Source organism: Nocardioides hungaricus, from assembly GCF_054782915.1.
Map to the genome: position 1 here is coordinate 1 of NZ_BAAGRO010000021.1, position 16,973 is coordinate 16,973.

A 16,973-nucleotide genomic window follows, 5' to 3' on the forward strand; every position below is an offset into this window, starting at 1 on the left:
CCGCCGGTGCCGCCAGTGCCGCCCGCGCCCACACCGCCGTTGCCGCCGGTGCCGCCGGTGCCGCCCGCGCCCACACCGCCGTTGCCGCCGTTGCCGCCGGTGCCGCCAGTGCCGCCCGCGCCCACACCGCCGTTGCCGCCGGTGCCGCCGGTGCCGCCCGCGCCCACACCGCCGTTGCCGCCGGTGCCGCCAGTGCCGCCCGTGCCCACACCGCCGTTGCCGCCGGTGCCACCTGCACCCACGCCGCCAGTGCCGCCCGCGCCCACACCGCCGTTGCCGCCCGTGCCGCCGGTGCCACCCGCACCCACGCCGCCAGTGCCGCCCACGCCGCCATTGCCACCTACACCCACGCCGGCCTCGCCGCCCAGGCCCCCGTTGCCGGCGGCCCCCGCGACCCCCGCGGCCCCACTCTCGCCCGGCCCGAAGCCGGCGGCGCTGACCACCGCGAGCGTGCTGCCGGCTTCGGTCGTGACCGCGGCGCCATCGCCGCCGATGCCCCCGCTGCCGGCACTGCCGCCCGCGCCGCCCAGGCCGCCGTCGCCACCCTGCCCTGCTCCGGTGCTGCCGTCGCCGCCGGTGCCTCCTCGGCCCCCCACGCCGCCGGTCCCGCCGTCCCCGCCGCTCCCGGCGGCTCCGCCGCCGATCGCGGCCGTGGCCCCGGTGGCAGTGCTGGTGAGGCTGCTCTCGCCCCGCGTGGTGACGACGCCCGCCGCGCCGCCGCTGCCGCCGCTGCCACCGTCCCCGGCCGCTCCGCCGTCGCCCCCGTCGGCGCCGGTTCCGGGTGCGCCCGTGCCGCCGGCGCCGCCGCTGCCACCCGTGCCGCCGCTGCCACCCGTGCCCCCGCCGATCCCGGGTGCGCCCGTGCCGCCCGTGCTGGTGACCCGGCTGGTGCCGGCCGTGGTGATCTCGCCGGCGCTGCCGCCGCTGCCGCCCAGGCCGCCGGTCCCGCCGTTGCCCCCGGTGCTCCCGCCGACTCCGGGCATTCCGGCGGCTCCCGTGCCGCCGGTCCCGCCGTCGCCCCCGCGTCCGCCGCCGACGCCGACGCCGTTCACCCCGGTGACGTCGACGGTGCTGCTGCCTGCGATCGTCACGTCGGCACCGGCGCCGCCGTCGCCCGCTCGGCCGCCGACGAACGCGCCGGCGCCGCCGTTCCCGCCCCGGCCGCCGCCGAGCCCGGCCGCCCCGTCGCCGCCGGTCGCGGTGACCCGGCTGGCCCCTCGGATCGTGATGCTGCCACCCGCGCCGCCGGCGCCGCCCGCGCCACCGACGCTGACCTCCGACGCTCCTGCGCCCCCGGCGCCGCCGCCGATCCCCGCGCCACCGGATCCGCCGGTGGCGGTGACGATGCCGGTGCCGTCGACGGTGATCGCGCCGCTCGCGCCGCCGGGGTCGCCGTCGGCGCCCGCGCCGCCGCCGATCCCCGCGGCGCCGCTGCCTCCGGTGACCGTGAGCGTGCCACCGCCGGTGATCGTGAGCTCGGCCCCGGCCGGGACGCCGATCGCCGCCCGACCCGAGCCCGGGTCGAGGATCGTGAGGTCGTAGCCGTTGAGGTCCAGGGTCACCGGCGTCGAGACGGGGACGTCGAGGCTCTCGCCCGACGCGGCCGTGACGCCGCCGCCGAGGACCACCGTCCCGCCGGCCGAGATCGAGGTCTGCAGCTCCGACATCGCGGCGGCCGCGTGCGCGGGCGACAGCCCGACGAGGGCTCCCCCGAGGACGAGGCCGGTGGCGGCGAGGAGCGTGACGGTACGACGCAGGGGAGCCATGCCACCCGATTCTGATCGAGGATGGACGATCTGTGGCCGTTACTCCGGATTTGCCTGCGACGCGTTCTTCGCCAGCAGCGCCATCAGGTCGGTGACCGACCGCACCAGCGCGTCGCTGTCGTAGGGCTCCAGCCGGACCGCGTTCACGCTCTGCACCAGGCCGTCGGCCTGCACGAAGCCGGTGACCAGGACGCCGTCCTTGCGTTCCTTCACGGCCAGGCGGGCGGCCTCGGCACCGGGGACGTCGACGGACTCGAGCTGCTTGCCGACGGTGCCCATCGCGGCGAGCGCGGCGTCGAGGCCGCCGTCGAAGAAGAGATAGCTGACGTCGTACGCCGGACCGCCCTTCGTCGCCGGCACGAACGTGCACCGCGGGGAGGCCCGGGTCCCGGTGCGTTCCTTCACGGGCTCGCCCGCGATCTCGCCCACCTGCCGGGCGGTGAGGTCGTCGCACGGGCTCCAGGCCACGCCGGCCACGCCGGTCGGGGCCGGAGCCGGCTCCGCCTCCGGCGACCCCGAGCAGCCGGTCAGGGCGGCGGCCGTCGCGACCGCCAGGGCGACGGCCCTCACGACGCCGGGGTCCAGTCCGGGACGGGGGAGGCCGAGCCCGGCAGCCACAGCGTCAGCCGGGCGCCGCCGGCCGGCGACACGCCCGCCTCGACGGTGCCGGAGTGGCGCTCGGCGACCTGCCGGACGATCGAGAGGCCGAGCCCCGAGCCGGGCATCGCCCGGGACTCGGGCGAGCGGTAGAAGCGGTCGAAGACGTGCGGCCGGTCGTCGGCGGCGATGCCCGGGCCCTGGTCGTCGACGACCAGGACGCCGTCCCCGAGGCGGACCGTGACGGTGCCGCCGGCGGGGCTCCACTTGGCGGCGTTGTCGAGCAGGTTGGCGACCGCGCGCTCGATGCCGGCCTGCTCGCCGATGAGGTACCAGGGGGCCAGGTCGGCCTCGAAGGTCACCCCCGGCGCCCGGCGGCGCACCCGCGAGAGGGTCCGGTCGACCAGGTCGGCGAGGTCGATCTCCTCGACCACGTGCGTGAGCGGCTCGTCGCGCGAGAGCTCCATCAGGTCGCCGATCAGCGTCGTCATCTCCTCGATCTGGGCGCGTACGTCGGCCAGCAGCTCCTCCCTCGCGCCCGGAGGGAGCCCGCCGGCGCTGTCGGCCTGGCTGAGCAGGTCCAGGTTGGTGCGCAGCGAGGTGAGCGGGGTGCGCAGCTCGTGGCCGGCGTCCGCGACCAGCTGGCGCTGGCGGTCGCGGCCGGCGGCCAGCGCGGCGAGCATCTGGTTGAACGCGGTCGCCAGCCGCGCGACCTCGTCGGCGCCCTCGACCGGGAGCGGGCGCAGGTCCTCGGTGCGGGCGATCTCCTCGACCGAGGCGGTCAGCTGCCGGACCGGGCGCAGGCCGTTGCGGGCCACCGCCCAGCCGGCCATGCCGGACGCGATCACGCCCGCGAGGCCGAAGAGGAGCATCACGATGCCGAGCTTCGCGAGCAGGTCCTCCTGGGAGTCCAGGGACTGGGCGATCACCATCGTGTAGCCGTCGTCGCGCCGGACCGCCGCGATCCGCCACCTGGTCCCGTCGCCGGTCACGGTGCGCATCGAGGAGTCGCGCTCGCCGCGGGAGACCGCGATCTCCGGGCCGCCGATCAGCGTGTCGGCCCGGTCGGACTTGCGGGCCAGGATGACGCCGTTGCCGGTGCCGTCGAGGCAGGCGACCCACACGTTGGCCGCCCCGAAGTAGTCGGAGGGGAAGGTCGCGCTGCTCCGGCACAGCGAGTCGGTGGGGGTGCTCTGGGCCCGCTTGAGCAGGGAGTCGTCGAGCGTCGCCTGCAGTTGCATGCGGACCGTGAAGTACGCGCCGAGCGCGACCAGGGCGACCGTGGCGCCGGCCGCGATCGCGGTGAGGACGGTGACCCGGGAGGCGAGGGAGCGGCGGTAGTGCCAGCGCCCGTCCGGCCCGAGGTTCGGCAGTACGGTCACGATTCCTTCAGCACGTAGCCCACGCCGCGGACGGTGTGGATCAGGCGGGTCTCGCCCTCCGCCTCGGTCTTGCGGCGCAGGTAGCCGACGTACACCTCGAGCGAGTTGGCGGTCGTGGGGAAGTCGTAGCCCCAGACCTCCTCGAGGATGAACGAGCGCTCCAGCACCCGGCGCGGCCGGCGCAGGAACAGCTCGAGCAGCGCGAACTCGGTGCGGGTCAGCTCCATCGGCCGGTCGCCGCGCCGCACCTCGCGGGTCGCGATGTCCATCGAGAGGTCGGAGAACGAGATCACCTCGTCCTCGGCGTCCTCGCGCGGGGCGACCCGGCGCAGCAGCGCGCGGAGCCGGGCGAGCAGCTCCTGCAGGGCGAACGGCTTGGTGAGGTAGTCGTCGGCGCCCGCGTCGAGGCCCTCGACCCGGTCGCCGACGGCGTCGCGGGCGGTGAGCACCAGGATCGGCAGGTCGTTGCCGGCGGTGCGCAGCGCGCGGGTCGCCTCGAGGCCGTCGAGGCGCGGCATCATCACGTCCATCACGACGACGTCGGGGGCGGTGGCGGCGATGGCGGCGAGCGCCTCGGCGCCGTCGCCGGCGAGGGCGACCTGGTAGCCGTTGAACTCCAGCGACCGCCTCAGCGACTCCCGGACGGCCCTGTCGTCGTCGACGACGAGCACACGAGGCTGGGGTCCGGTCGCGGTGGTCACGCGCCTACTGTGCCAGCCGAGGCTGAGCCGGCACTGAGAGCCCGCCGGTCACACGTAGCGCGCCGCGAGCTCGGCCGCGCGGCCGGCGTACCCGCCCCCGAACATGCAGGCGTGCACGAGCAGCGGGAAGATCTGGTGCAGCGCGACCCGGTCCTCCCAGCCGTCGGCGAGCGGCGCGGCCTCGTGGTAGGCGTCGAGCACCCGCGGCAGGTGCGGCAGCCCGAAGAGCGCGAGCATCGCGAGGTCCAGCTCGCGGTGGCCGCCGTACGCCGCCGGGTCGATCAGCCAGGCGTGGCCGTCGAGACCCCAGAGCACGTTGCCGTTCCAGAGGTCGCCGTGCAGGCGGGCCGGCGGCTCGGCGGGCACCAGCTCGCCGAGCCGGGGCAGGACGGCCTCGACGGCCGCGGCCTGGTCGTCGGTCGCGGCGCCGCGGTCGCGGGCGAGGCTGACGTAGGGGAGGACCCGGCGGGCGGCGTAGAACTCCGCCCAGGTGTCGGCGGCCCGGTTCGGCAGCGGCAGCCGGCCGATGTAGCCGTCGTGGTCGAGGCCGAACGCCGCCGCTCCGGCCGCGTGCGTCGCGGCCAGCTCGCGCCCGAGCGCGGCGGCCGCGTCGACCGAGCTCTTGCCGGGCTCGACCCAGCGGACGATCACGCACTCGTGGTCGGCCCCGAGCACCTCGGGCACGCGGGCGCCGCCGTCCGGCGTCGCCTCGTCGAGCCAGCGCAGCCCGCCGGCCTCGGCGGCGAAGAAGCCGTCGGGCGCGTGGGGGAGCGTCTTCATCAGCGCGGTGGTCCCGTCGCTGAGGCGCAGCCGGGTCGCGGTCGCGACGTCGCCGCCCGCGACCGGCGCCGTGGCCACCACCGCCGAGCCGAGGAGCTCCTCGGCGCGACGGGCGACCAGCGGCTGCCGGGTCACCGGACCCGCGCCTCCAGGGCTGTCGCCAGCGCTGCGGCCGTTCTCTCGACCATCGCGAGGACCTCCTCGAAACCGGAGTCCCCACCGTAGTACGGGTCCGGTACGTCGGCCCCGGGCTCGACCGGGTCGAAGTCGCGGAACAGCCGGATCCGCTCGCTCGGCCCGCCGAGGTCGGCGAGGTTCTGCCGGTCCATCGCGAGCACCAGGTCCGCCGCGTCGGCGTCGCCGTCGGCCCACTGCCGGGCGCGGTGCCGCGAGGCGTCGTACCCCGCCGCGGTCAGCGTCGCCGCGGCCCGGCGGTCCATCGGGCCGCCGACGTGCCAGCCGCCGGTGCCGGAGCTGCTCACCTCGACTCGGTCGGCCAGGCCGGCGTCGGCCAGTCGCTCCTCGAGGACGACGTGCGCCATCGGGGAGCGGCAGATGTTGCCGAGGCAGACGAGGACGACCCGGTAGCGTCCGGGCCGCCTCGGCCCCGTTCCCGACACGTACTCAGGCGTCCTCGGCGTCACCGAAGAGCAGGCCGACGATCCAGGTCACGATCGTGATCACGATCGAGCCGCCCACGGCGGTCCAGAACCCGTGGACGTAGAAGTCGGAGTCGAACAGCCCGGCCAGCCACTCGGTGAACAGCAGCATCAGCGCGTTGATCACCAGCAGCATCAGCCCGAGGGTGACGACGATGAACGGGATCGAGAGGAGCTTGACGACCGGGCTCACGAACGAGTTCACGATGCCCAGCAGCAGGGCCACGAAGACCAGCGCCCAGAAGTTGTCGGCGATCTCGTCCCACCCGGACGGGCCGGGGAAGCCGATGCCGTCGAAGATCCACACCGCCGCGGCGAGGGCGACGAGGTTGGTGGCCAGCCACCCGGCGAACTTGAGGAGACCCATGGTCCGAGGTTAGTCGCCGTCAGTCCTCGTCGCCGAGGCCCAGCGCGTCGAGGATCGAGGTCGCGGCGAGGTGTCGCTCGAGGAGCGGGGCGTCGAGGTCGTGGTGCCGTAGGCGTGTCGTGGGGGTTCTGGCTGCTGGCAGCCGAAACCGCGCACCCCGCCCGCTACCGTCGGAGGCGTGTTCCCGGTCGGCGGCGTGGAGGTGATGCTCGCGCTCGTCGCCGTGTCCGGGCTGGTCTGCCTGCTGCTCGCCCTCGCGCTCCGGCCGGGCCTGGGGTGGGTGACGGCGCTGGCGATCGCCGGGCTCGTCTGGTCGCTGGCGGTGATCGCCACCATCACGCTGATCCCCGCGAACGGCGCGCCCGGCATCGTCTCGGCCGAGGGGCGGCTCACCACCTGCTCCTGGGACATCGGCGGCCCCGCGCCCGACGGCTTCTGGATCTTCGCCGGCGGCCAGCGGATGCTCAACACGGTCGTGTTCGCGCCCGCCGGCGCGCTGCTGGTGCTGGCGCTCGCCCGGTGGCCGCGGGTCGCGTGGGCGGGAGTCCCCGTGGGGCTGGCGCTGCTGGCGGCGTACTCGATCGCGATCGAGGCGACCCAGCTCGCGCTCGCCCGGATCGACCGCGCGTGCGACGTCACCGACGTCGTCGACAACGTGACCGGTGCCGCGATCGGGGTCGGCATGGGGCTGGTGCTCGCCGTCCTCCTGCGGCCGTGGCGCACGTCCTAGGGTGCGAGACATGACCACGCCCCAGCCCCGGCCCAACGTCGCGGAGATCCCGCCGTACGTCGCCGGGAGGCCGCCGACGGTGCGCCCCGGGATGACCTCCTACAAGCTGTCGTCGAACGAGAACCCCTACCCGCCGCTGCCCGGCGTCGTCGAGGCCGTGCAGGCCGGCGTCGGCGCGATGAACCGCTACCCCGACATGGGCGCGTCCGCGCTCTATCAGGCGCTGTCGCGGCGGCTCGGCGTGCCGGCCGAGCACCTCTCGGTCGCCACCGGCTCGGTCGGCCTGATCTACCAGCTGGTGCAGGCGTTCTGCGACCCCGGCGACGAGGTCGTGTTCGCGTGGCGCTCCTTCGAGGCGTACCCGATCGCGGTGGCCGCCGCGGCCGCGGCGGCGGTCCGGGTGCCGGTCACGGCTGCCGGCCGCCACGACCTCGACGCGATGGCCGCGGCGATCACCGACCGCACCAGGGTGGTGCTGGTCTGCACGCCCAACAACCCCACCGGGCCGGCGGTGAGCCAGGCCGAGCTGGACGCATTCCTCGCACGGGTGCCCTCGCGGGTGCTGGTCGTGGTCGACGAGGCGTACGTCGAGTTCGTGCGCATGTCCGACCCGGTCGACGGGATCGCGACGTACTGCCGCCACGACAACGTCGTGCTCACCCGGACCTTCTCCAAGGCCTACGGGCTGGCCGGCTTCCGGGTCGGGTACGCCGTCGCGCCGGCCCCGATCGCCGCGGCCCTGCGCGCGGTGTCGCTGCCGTTCGGCGTCTCGACCGTCGCCCAGGCCGCCGCGATCGCGTCGCTGGAGCGGGAGGCCGAGCTGCTCGTGCGCGTGGACGCGCTGGTCGCCGAGCGGTCCCGCGTCGTGGACGGCCTGCGCGAGGCCGGCTGGGACGTGCCGGAGGCGCAGGGCAACTTCGTGTGGCTCGCCCTCGACGAGCGGACCGCCGACTTCGCGGCCGCGGCCGACGAGGCCGGCATCGTGGTGCGCCCGTTCGCCGGCGAGGGCGCCCGGGTGTCGATCGGCGAGACCGAGGCCAACGACCGGCTGCTCGCGGTGGCCGCGGCGTTCAGGCGCTAGCCCACGCGATCGGGAGCACCAAGACCGCGAACCGCGCGGTCCGGCCGAGGAGCACGAGCGTGCCGAACAGCCAGCGGCACTGACCGGTCGCGCCCGACGCCAGGCTGACGACCGCGAGCGGCGGCAGCCCGACCGCCGCCGACGCCAGCACGACCGGTGGGCCGGCGGCGCGGCCGGCCCACCGGCTCGCGGTGAGCTTGGCGGCCCAGCGGCTCGCGCCCCGGCGTGCCGACTCGAAGAGCACCAGCTTGCCGGCGGTCTGCCCGGCCGCGAGCGCGAGCACGAGGAGCGCGGCCGGCCAGGCGTGCGACCGGGTGGCCGCGAGGACGGCGTACGCCTCGGCGTTGACCACGGGCAGCAGCGCCGACCCGACGCCGGCGCCGAGGGCGGCGAGGGCGGCGAGGATCCCGGTCACCGCAGCATCCCCAGCACCCGGGCCGCCGACCACACCTTGACCGCGCCGACCGCGAGCACGACGACCAGGCCGGCGGCGTACCACCCGAGCGCGATCGCGACGACCACGCCCGCGGTGTTGGCGGCCTTGGCGAGCGGCGACCAGTTCAGCCGCCAGACGGTGTGGTCGACGAGGTGGAAGTCGTTGGGGCCGAGGATCGGCCAGCACAGGAACGCCAGCGAGAGCATCGTGTCCAGCACCGCGAAGGACAGCAGGAACGCCACCGCCAGCACCCACGCGCCCGGCAGGTGCGCGAGCAGCCCGGCGCACAGCAGCGCGGTGCACGCCCGGTCGCTGACGATGTCGAGCACCGCGCCGAGCCGGGTCTCCTGGTCCAGGCGCCGGGCCAGCCAGCCGTCGAGGATGTCGCCGATCCAGTACGCCGCGTAGGCGATCGCGCTGATCCGCAGGTCCTGGCTCGCGAGGGCGTAGCCGCCGACGACGACCGCGACCGTCGTGCGCAGCAGCGTGACCAGGTTCGGCCAGGTGTCGAGCGAGCCGAGCGGGAGCGTGACCGCGGGCCGGTGCCGGATCGCTGTGGTCGTCATGGCAGCACGGTCCCGCCGCGCGGCGCCGCGCGGAACCGCCCGCGGTGCCGCGCCGGCCGGTACCCGGGTGCCGACTTCGCCCGGCGTCCGGGACAACGGGGCCGCGGTCGCCGAGACTGGCCGGGTGCGAGGTGCGATCAGGAGGCTGCGGAGCCGGATGCGACGGTCGGTGAGCGCGCCCGGTCGGGTCCGCCGGGTGCTGTTCTGGGCGTCGGTCGCGGCCGCCGTGCTCTCGTTCCTGGTCTCGGTCGCGTTCGAGCCGGAGACGGCGTCGCCGGCGCTGTCCGTCCTCGTGCCGGTCGTCGTGATCCTGAGCTGGCGGTTCCGGGCCTGGCGCTACCTGGTGCTGGGCGTCACCGCCGGGGTGCTCGCGATCTACGTGCCCGAGGCCGTCTTCCTGTGGCCCGCCGTGACCGGTCTGGTCTACATCTCGGTGTCCGACGACCCGGCCGAGTTCCCATGGCTCGCCTGGGTCGCCGGCGCGATCGGTTCGGTGACCTCCCTCTTCTTCTACGACTACGGGGCCAGCCCGGCACCGTTCCTGGCCGTCGCGCTCGGCGGCGCGCTCGGCGTGCTGGTGCGCGCCTTCGACCGCAGCGACCGGCTGGCCGGGGAGACCCGGCGGCTGCGCGGCCAGGCCGTCTGGCTGGAGCAGCGCACCAGCCTGGCCCGCGAGCTGCACGACGTGGTCGGCCACCACGTGACCGCGATGGTGGTGCAGGCCGAGGCCGGTCTGGTCGGCGAGCCGGAGCGGGCGCTGCGCGAGATCGGCGGCCTCGGCCGGCTCGCCCTCGGCGAGCTCGACGCCCTGGTCGTGCACCTGCGCGACCCGGAGGCCCCGCTGCGCGTGACCGCGTCGCCCCGGCTCTCCGACATCGACGAGCTGCTGGCCGCGCCGCTGCGCCACCAGGGCGTCGCCGTCGCCGTGGACGTCGACCCCGAGGTCGAGCTGGACGAGGCGACCACGCTGTCGGCGTACCGGATCGTCCAGGAGGCGCTCACCAACGTGGCCCGGCACGCACAGGCCGGCGCCGTCTGGGTCGAGGTCGCGCTCGCGGGCAGCAACGTGCGGCTCCGGGTCAGCGACGACGGCGTCGGCCCGCCGCAGGAGGTCACCCGCGGCTCCGGCCTGGTCGGTATCGAGGAGCGGGTGACCGCGCTGGCCGGCATCTGGAGCATCAGCCGGCGGCCCGGAGGCGGCACCATCGTGGACGTCTACCTGCCGGTGCGCCGATGACGGTCCGGGTCGCGGTGGTCGACGACCAGCAGCTGGTGCGCGAGGGCTTCGCGATGATCCTCGGCGCCCAGGCCGACATCGAGGTCGCGGTGCAGGCCGAGGACGGCCGGCGGTTCCTCGACGCCGTGCGGGCCGACCCGCGGATCGACGTCGCCCTCGTCGACATCCGGATGCCGGTGCTCGACGGGCTCGCGGCCACCCGCGCGCTGGCCGCGGTGCCGCACGCCCCGGCCGTGATCGTGGTGACGACCTTCGACGACGACGCCTACGTGCTCGACGCGATCGCCGCCGGCGCCCGGGGCTTCGTGCTCAAGCGGTGCAGCGGGCGCGAGCTCGTGGACGCGGTACGCCGGGTGGCCGGTGGCGACTCGATCCTCTCCCCCGAGGTGACCGGTGCCGTGCTCGCCCGGGTGCGGGCCAGCGGCTCGTCCGGCACGGCCGACCTGGCGCCGTACGCACTCACCTCACGGGAGTCCGACGTGCTGGCGCTGGTCGGCGCGGGACTGAACAACACCGAGATCGCCGACCGGCTGCACCTCTCGCTCAGCACGGTCAAGACCCATGTCAGCAACGTCCTCGACAAGACCGGGAGCAGGGACCGGGTCGGCGCCGCCCTGCTCGCGATCCGCGCCGGCCTCACCCCCTGACGACGCCGGCCCTTGTACCGTCGCCGCGTGCTCTCCGCGATCCCGAACCTCGTTGCCACCGCCGTGCTCGCCGCCGGCAGCCTCGGCGCGGTCGCCCAGGAGGTGCCGCGGGTGCCGCGCGAGGCGACGCCCGCCCAGGTGCTGCGCGGGCTGTCGCTGGAGCAGCGCGTGGGCCAGCTGTTCATGGTCGGTACGCCGGCCGACCGGGTCGACCGGCGCACCCGCTCCCAGATCGGGCGCTACCACGTCGGCAACGTGATGCTGACCGGGCGCAGCTACGACGGCGTGCGGGACCCGCGGCGGGTGTCGCGGGCGATGCGCGGCGAGGTCTCGGCGGCGTCGACCGGCAACGTGCGGCTGTTCGTCGCGACCGACCAGGAGGGCGGCCAGGTGCGGGTGCTCCAGGGGCCCGGCCTCTCCGACATCCCGTCCGCGCTCGTGCAGGGCCGGTGGTCGCTGTCCCGGCTGCGCGACGGCGCCGAGACCTGGGGCGAGCAGCTGCGCAGCGCCGGCGTGAACATGAACCTCGCGCCCGTCCTCGACACGGTGCCGAGCAGGAGGGCGGCGCGGCACAACCCGCCGATCGGCAGGTACGACCGGCAGTTCGGCTACACGACCCGGGTCGTCGCGCGGCACGGGCTCGCGTTCCTGCGCGGGATGCTCGACGCCGGCGTGACGCCCACCGCGAAGCACTTCCCCGGGCTCGGCCGGGTGCACGCCAACACCGACGTCGCCTCGAACGTGACCGACCGGGTGACCACCCGGCGCGACCCCTACCTGCGGCCGTTCCGGGCGGCGGTCGAGGACGGCGTGCCGGTCGTCATGATGTCGACGGCCTACTACCGGCGGATCGACCCGAGGCGGCCGGCGGCGTTCTCGCCGGTCGTGGTCGGGAGGATGCTGCGCGGCGACCTCGGCTTCCGGGGCGTGGTGATCAGCGACGACCTGGCGCGGGCCGAGCAGGTCGCGTCGGTCCCGCCGGCCGGCCGCGCGGTGCGGTTCATCCGGGCCGGCGGCGACCTGGTGCTGATCGTCGACCCGGCTCCGCTGCCGGAGATGTACGGCGCCGTACTGGCCAGGGCGCAGCGCAGCAAGGCGTTCCAGGCGTTGGTGAACGCCTCCGCCCTGCGCATCCTGCGGGCCAAGGATCGTCAGGGCCTGCTGCCCCGGTGAGGGACGCGCCGCGGCTGCGCATCGGCACTTTCGAGATCTGAGTAAGGCTCAGGTGGCTTGCTCATTCGTCTTACGCTACCGTTGACCTCATCGGATGAGAGGCAGCAGTCATGGTCGAGGAAGCCGCCGGCGGAGTCGTCGTCCTCCAGGGCAAGGAGGCCGTGGCGGCGCTGGAGCACGTCCCCGCTCGCGCGCGGGGTCGTGCCCGAAGCGGCCGGGCGGACTTCGTGTTCGCGAGGGGCGGCGAGGGCATCGCGATCGTCGAGCTGAGGTCCGACGGCGTGGGCGCCGCCCTCGTCGATCTCGCCCAGCGACTGAACGAGCACAGCGATCTGCGGCGGGAGTCGGTGAGCAGGATCGTCGCGGATCTGATGCCGGACGAGCGCACCCTGACGCGCGGCGTCCTGCGGCAGGTGGAGCGCAACACCGAGATCCTCGCGGGGCTGGGTCGCGAGTTCGGCATGCTCACGAGCGCCGGGGTCGCCGAGGTGGCCGGGTCCACCTCGACCAACACCTCGGCGACCGCCAGTCGCTGGCTCCGCGACGGGTCGGTCTTCGCCGTGACTGTCGACAGCGGGCGGCTCTTCCCCGCGTTCCAGTTCGACCTCGAGAGAGGGCGGCCTCGTCCGGTGGTCCGCGACGTCCTGGCGCAGCTGTCTCCGGACAACTCGGCGTGGGGCATCGCGCTCTGGTTCGCCAGCGTGAACTCGCGGCTCGGGGGTCGGCGTCCGGTCGACCTCCTGGTGGAGGATCCCGGACGTGTCGTCGCGGCCGCCGCGGCCGAGCGCGCCGACCTGGGCGCCTGAGTACGTGCACTGACGTCCGTGCGAAGGCACCCACTGCCCGAGTCGGCATCGGTACCGGTGCCCGGCGAGACGCCCGACTTCCGTCCGTACGTCTGGAGAGCCGGGAAGCGGATCCACCGAGTCGGTCCCGACCCGCGCGCCGAGAACGAGCCCTACGTCTCACCGTCGCCCGCGCGGTTCTCTCCGTTCCCGGGTGGGAGGAAGGGACGCGGACGACCGGTCCCGACCCTGTACGGCGCCGAGACCGCCCTGGGGGCGATCAGCGAGACCGTCTTCCACGACGTCCCGATCCGCGGCGAGCCCCGCTCGGTGCAGTACTCCAAGCTCAAGGGGAGATACCTCGCAGAGCTGACTCCGACGCGCGACCTCCACCTGGCCGACCTCACGTCCGGTGGCCTCCGGAGACTCGAGGTCGGGCGCGTCGAGCTGATCGAGTCCGGGCCGGACCGGTATCTCGACACCGTCGGATGGGCGGTCGCGGCGTACCGTCACCCGAGGTCCTTCGACGGCATGGTCTGGATGTCTCGCCAGGAGGACACCTCCCGCGCGGTCGTGCTCTTCGGAGGACGAGTGACGTCGCGCGAGCTCGAGTTCGAGGGTGCGATGGCGAGGTCCTACCTGACGGCTCCGGCAGCCTTCGAGTGGATCCTCGACGTCGCCGACTCGATCGGCGTCGCGGTCGCCGGTGCGCCGTTCATGCCGTGAGCCGGCACTCTGGGGCACGCCTCTAGGGTGGCTTCATGAGCGACTCCGGTGAGTTCAAGCGAGACTCGACCTACATCCCCGACCGGATCACCCGGGACGCCCGCAGGCCGGAGCACGGCCCCGTCGACGGCGAGCTGTGGCCGGTGGAGCCGGACCGCTACCGGCTGGTGGCCGCGCGCGCCTGCCCGTGGGCGAACCGGGCGATCATCGTGCGCGGCCTGCTCGGCCTCGAGGACGTGATCTCGATGGGGCTGTGCGGGCCGACCCACGACGAGCGCAGCTGGACCTTCGACCTCGACCCGGACGGGCGCGATCCGGTGCTCGGCTACGAGCGGCTCCAGGATGCCTACCTCGCCCGGTTCCCCGACTACGAACGCGGCATCACGGTGCCGGCGGTCGTCGACGTCCCGTCCGGCGGCGTGGTGACGAACGACTACCCGTGGATCACCCACGACCTCTTCTTCGAGTGGCGCGACCACCACCGCCCCGACGCCCCGGACCTGTGGCCCGACGACCTCCGCGAGGAGATGGAGGAGGTCATGCAGCGGGTCTACACCGAGGTCAACAACGGCGTCTACCGCGCGGGGTTCGCCACCGGCCAGGAGGCCTACGAGGCGGCGTACGACCGGCTGTTCGCCGCGCTCGACTGGCTGGAGGAGCGGCTCACCGACCGGCGCTACCTGATGGGCGAGGCGATCACCGAGGCCGACGTCCGGCTGTTCACGACGCTGGCCCGCTTCGACGCGGTCTACCACGGCCACTTCAAGTGCAACCGCAACAAGCTGAGCGAGATGCCGGCGCTGTGGGGCTACGCGCGCGACCTGTTCCAGACCCCCGGCTTCGGCGACACCATCGACTTCTTCCAGATCAAGAGGCACTACTACGTCGTGCACACGGGCATCAACCCGACCCACGTGGTCCCCAAGGGCCCCGACACCCGCGGCTGGCTGACCAGGCACGGGCGGGAGAGGCTGTAGGTCGGCACGACCCGGGCCGACCCGGATTGGCGAGGGCTACGACGACGCGAGTAGGTTTTGCCGTGCACGATTGTGCTCCGGGTCACAGGGCGCACCACCCCCGCGCCCCGCGTCCGGAGCGACCGAACTCGGCACGCGGAGACCCCGTACCGCCGGCGATCTCGAAGGAGCGCACGTGACCCAGCAGCCATCGGGTGAGACACCCCCCCCTACTCCGGGATCCAGTACGGCGGGGTTCGGCCCCGACCTCGTCGAGGTCTTCGGGCCCGCGCAGCAAGACGGCGGCCCCGAGCTGGTCCAGCTGCTGACGCCCGAGGGCGAGCGGATCGAGCACCCCGAGTTCTCCTTCGACCTCGGCGACGACGCGATCCTCGGCTTCTACCGGGACATGGTGCTGACCCGCCGGATCGACGTCGAGGCCACCGCGCTCCAGCGCCACGGCGAGCTCGGCATCTGGGCCCAGCTGCTCGGCCAGGAGGCCGCGCAGATCGGCGCCGGCCGCGCGCTGCGCCCGCAGGACTTCGTCTTCCCGACGTACCGCGAGCACGGCGTCGCCTGGTGCCGCGGGGTCGACCCGCTCGACCTGCTCGGGCTCTTCCGCGGCGTCGACCACGGCTCCTGGGACCCGACGGACAACAACTTCGGGCTCTACACGATCGTGATCGGCGCGCAGACGCTGCACGCGACCGGCTATGCGATGGGCATGCAGCGCGACGGCGTCGTCGGCACCGGCGACCCCGATCGCGACGCCGCGGTGATCGCGCACTTCGGCGACGGCGCGTCCTCGCAGGGCGACGTCAACGAGTCCTTCATCTTCGCCGCGTCCTACAACGCCCCGGTCGTGTTCTTCTGCCAGAACAACCAGTGGGCGATCTCCGAGCCGATCGAGCGACAGAGCCGGATCCCGCTCTACCAGAGGGCTCTCGGCTTCGGCTTCCCGGGCGTCCGCGTCGACGGCAACGATGTGCTCGCGACCTACGCCGTCACGCAGGCCGCCCTCCAGCGGGCCCGCGACGGGCAGGGGCCGACGTTCGTCGAGGCGTACACCTACCGGATGGGCGCGCACACCACGACCGACGACCCGACCCGCTACCGGCTCTCCGACGACCTCGAGCGCTGGAAGCTCAAGGATCCGATCGCCCGCGTCGAGGCCTACCTGCGCCGCAACGGGATCGCCGACGACGAGTTCTTCTCACGTGTGCAGCACGAGGCCGACGAGCTCGGCCACCGGCTCCGCGAGGGCTGCAAGGCGCTGCCCGACCCGCAGCCGTCGAGCATCTTCGACCATGTCTACAGCGAGATCACCGAGGAGCTGGAGGCCCAGCGCGACGGCTTCGCGGCGTACCTCGCAAGCTTCGAGGGGGCGCGCTGACATGGCCGAGACGCAGAAGGTCACGCTCGCCAAGGGCCTCAACATGGGCCTGCGCAAGGCGATGGAGGACGACCCCAGGGTCCTGGTCATGGGCGAGGACGTCGGCAAGCTCGGCGGCGTCTTCCGGATCACCGACGGCCTGCAGAAGGACTTCGGCGAGGACCGGGTCATCGACTCGCCGCTGGCCGAGTCCGGCATCGTCGGTACGGCGGTCGGCCTGGCGCTGCGCGGCTACCGCCCCGTCGTCGAGATCCAGTTCGACGGCTTCGTCTACCCGGCGTACGACCAGATCGTCTGCCAGGTCGCGAAGATCCAGTTCCGCAGCCAGGGTCGGCTGAGGATGCCGATGGTCATCCGGATCCCGTTCGGCGGCGGCATCGGCGCGGTCGAGCACCACAGCGAGAGCCCGGAGGCGCAGTTCGCGCACACGCCGGGCCTCAAGGTGGTCGCGTGCTCGAACCCGGTCGACGGCTACTGGATGATCCAGCAGGCGATCGCGTGCGACGACCCGGTGATCTTCCTGGAGCCGAAGCGGCAGTACCACGCCGACAAGGCCGACCTCGACGACTCCGCGACGTCCGCGCCGCTGTTCGCCTCGCGCGTGGTCCGCGCCGGCACCGACGCGACGGTGCTCGCCTACGGCCCGACGGTGAAGACCGCGATGTCCGCGGCCGAGGCCGCCGCGACCGAGGGCAGGTCGCTCGAGGTGATCGACCTGCGCACGCTCTCGCCGCTGGACATGAAGCCCGTCTACGAGTCGGTGCGGCGCACCGGCCGCGCGATCGTCGCCCACGAGGCACATGTCAACCTCGGCATGGGCGCCGAGCTCGCCGCCCGCATCACCGAGGAGTGCTTCTACTCCCTCGAGGCCCCGGTGCTGCGCGTGGGCGCGTTCGACACCCCCTACCCGGCCTCGCGGATCGAGGAGGACTACCTCCCCGATCTCGACCGGGTGCTGGACGCCGTCGACCGCTCGTTGGAGTTCTGACCC

At 74.3% G+C, this 16,973-nt stretch carries 18 protein-coding genes and 1 pseudogene; 10 read left to right on the forward strand and 9 right to left on the reverse strand.

The genetic code is table 11. The annotated features are described in order from the left end of the window. The 7 genes and pseudogenes from ACYVKX_RS10345 to ACYVKX_RS10375 all read right to left on the reverse strand — a co-directional run. Window positions 1-1,766, reverse strand: a pseudogene (locus tag ACYVKX_RS10345) (PE family protein); the annotation flags it as partial. Between the two features lie 39 nt (window positions 1,767-1,805). Continuing rightward, window positions 1,806-2,336, reverse strand: a complete 531-nt coding sequence (locus tag ACYVKX_RS10350) for a hypothetical protein (RefSeq protein WP_460831659.1) — start codon at window positions 2,334-2,336, stop codon at window positions 1,806-1,808. Then, window positions 2,333-3,745 carry a HAMP domain-containing sensor histidine kinase gene (locus ACYVKX_RS10355; RefSeq protein WP_460831661.1) on the reverse strand — a complete coding sequence of 471 codons (1,413 nt, stop codon included), beginning with the start codon at window positions 3,743-3,745 and terminating at the stop codon, window positions 2,333-2,335. Before ACYVKX_RS10355 ends, ACYVKX_RS10350 begins: the two co-directional genes overlap by 4 nt. Next, on the reverse strand, window positions 3,742-4,446 hold the full coding sequence (locus ACYVKX_RS10360; protein ID WP_460831663.1) for a response regulator transcription factor: 705 nt from the start codon (window positions 4,444-4,446) through the stop codon (window positions 3,742-3,744). Before ACYVKX_RS10360 ends, ACYVKX_RS10355 begins: the two co-directional genes overlap by 4 nt. A 48-nt stretch (window positions 4,447-4,494) precedes the next feature. After that, window positions 4,495-5,361, reverse strand: a complete 867-nt coding sequence (locus ACYVKX_RS10365; RefSeq protein WP_460831665.1) for a fructosamine kinase family protein — start codon at window positions 5,359-5,361, stop codon at window positions 4,495-4,497. Then, a complete protein-coding gene (locus ACYVKX_RS10370) occupies window positions 5,358-5,846 on the reverse strand; it encodes a low molecular weight protein-tyrosine-phosphatase (RefSeq protein ID WP_460831667.1) in 489 nt (162 codons plus the stop codon). Before ACYVKX_RS10370 ends, ACYVKX_RS10365 begins: the two co-directional genes overlap by 4 nt. A 4-nt stretch (window positions 5,847-5,850) precedes the next feature. Further along, window positions 5,851-6,252: a phage holin family protein gene (locus tag ACYVKX_RS10375; protein ID WP_460831669.1), complete on the reverse strand. Its 402-nt coding sequence runs from the start codon at window positions 6,250-6,252 to the stop codon at window positions 5,851-5,853. Between the two features lie 178 nt (window positions 6,253-6,430). Between ACYVKX_RS10375 and ACYVKX_RS10380 the strand changes: the two genes are divergently transcribed. Together ACYVKX_RS10380 and hisC are read left to right on the forward strand one after the other, a co-directional pair. After that, window positions 6,431-6,982: a VanZ family protein gene (locus tag ACYVKX_RS10380; RefSeq protein WP_460831671.1), complete on the forward strand. Its 552-nt coding sequence runs from the start codon at window positions 6,431-6,433 to the stop codon at window positions 6,980-6,982. 10 nt (window positions 6,983-6,992) lie between these two features. After that, window positions 6,993-8,063 (forward strand): histidinol-phosphate transaminase, encoded by a 1,071-nt coding sequence (gene hisC, locus ACYVKX_RS10385; RefSeq protein WP_460831673.1) that lies wholly within the window; start codon window positions 6,993-6,995, stop codon window positions 8,061-8,063. On the opposite strand, the gene ACYVKX_RS10390 is transcribed toward hisC, so the two are convergent. Both ACYVKX_RS10390 and ACYVKX_RS10395 read right to left on the reverse strand, forming a co-directional pair. Beyond that, on the reverse strand, window positions 8,053-8,478 hold the full coding sequence (locus ACYVKX_RS10390) for a hypothetical protein (protein WP_460831675.1): 426 nt from the start codon (window positions 8,476-8,478) through the stop codon (window positions 8,053-8,055). The two genes, hisC and ACYVKX_RS10390, sit on opposite strands and share 11 nt — an antisense overlap. Beyond that, window positions 8,475-9,065, reverse strand: coding sequence for a CDP-alcohol phosphatidyltransferase family protein (locus ACYVKX_RS10395; RefSeq protein ID WP_460831677.1), 591 nt, complete (start codon window positions 9,063-9,065; stop codon window positions 8,475-8,477). Before ACYVKX_RS10395 ends, ACYVKX_RS10390 begins: the two co-directional genes overlap by 4 nt. Window positions 9,066-9,234: 169 nt before the next feature. On the opposite strand from ACYVKX_RS10395, the gene ACYVKX_RS10400 reads away from it, so the two are divergent. The 8 genes from ACYVKX_RS10400 (at window position 9,235) to ACYVKX_RS10435 (ending at window position 16,970) form a co-directional block, all read left to right on the forward strand. Next, window positions 9,235-10,302, forward strand: coding sequence for a sensor histidine kinase (locus ACYVKX_RS10400; RefSeq protein ID WP_460831679.1), 1,068 nt, complete (start codon window positions 9,235-9,237; stop codon window positions 10,300-10,302). Continuing rightward, window positions 10,299-10,949 (forward strand): response regulator transcription factor, encoded by a 651-nt coding sequence (locus tag ACYVKX_RS10405; protein ID WP_460831681.1) that lies wholly within the window; start codon window positions 10,299-10,301, stop codon window positions 10,947-10,949. Before ACYVKX_RS10400 ends, ACYVKX_RS10405 begins: the two co-directional genes overlap by 4 nt. A gap of 27 nt (window positions 10,950-10,976) precedes the next feature. Further along, a complete protein-coding gene (locus ACYVKX_RS10410; protein ID WP_460831683.1) occupies window positions 10,977-12,122 on the forward strand; it encodes a glycoside hydrolase family 3 N-terminal domain-containing protein in 1,146 nt (381 codons plus the stop codon). 110 nt (window positions 12,123-12,232) lie between these two features. Then, a complete protein-coding gene (locus ACYVKX_RS10415; protein WP_460831686.1) occupies window positions 12,233-12,928 on the forward strand; it encodes a hypothetical protein in 696 nt (231 codons plus the stop codon). An 18-nt stretch (window positions 12,929-12,946) separates the two neighbouring features. Beyond that, window positions 12,947-13,633 carry an RES family NAD+ phosphorylase gene (locus tag ACYVKX_RS10420; protein WP_460831688.1) on the forward strand — a complete coding sequence of 229 codons (687 nt, stop codon included), beginning with the start codon at window positions 12,947-12,949 and terminating at the stop codon, window positions 13,631-13,633. 35 nt (window positions 13,634-13,668) lie between these two features. Then, entirely contained in the window at window positions 13,669-14,610 is a 942-nt protein-coding gene (locus ACYVKX_RS10425; protein ID WP_460831691.1) for a glutathione S-transferase family protein, read from the forward strand. A 175-nt stretch (window positions 14,611-14,785) separates the two neighbouring features. Then, a complete protein-coding gene (pdhA, locus tag ACYVKX_RS10430; protein ID WP_460831694.1) occupies window positions 14,786-15,982 on the forward strand; it encodes a pyruvate dehydrogenase (acetyl-transferring) E1 component subunit alpha in 1,197 nt (398 codons plus the stop codon). A 1-nt stretch (window position 15,983) separates the two neighbouring features. Further along, window positions 15,984-16,970, forward strand: a complete 987-nt coding sequence (locus ACYVKX_RS10435; protein WP_460831697.1) for an alpha-ketoacid dehydrogenase subunit beta — start codon at window positions 15,984-15,986, stop codon at window positions 16,968-16,970. The last annotated feature ends 3 nt before the right edge of the window (window positions 16,971-16,973 follow it).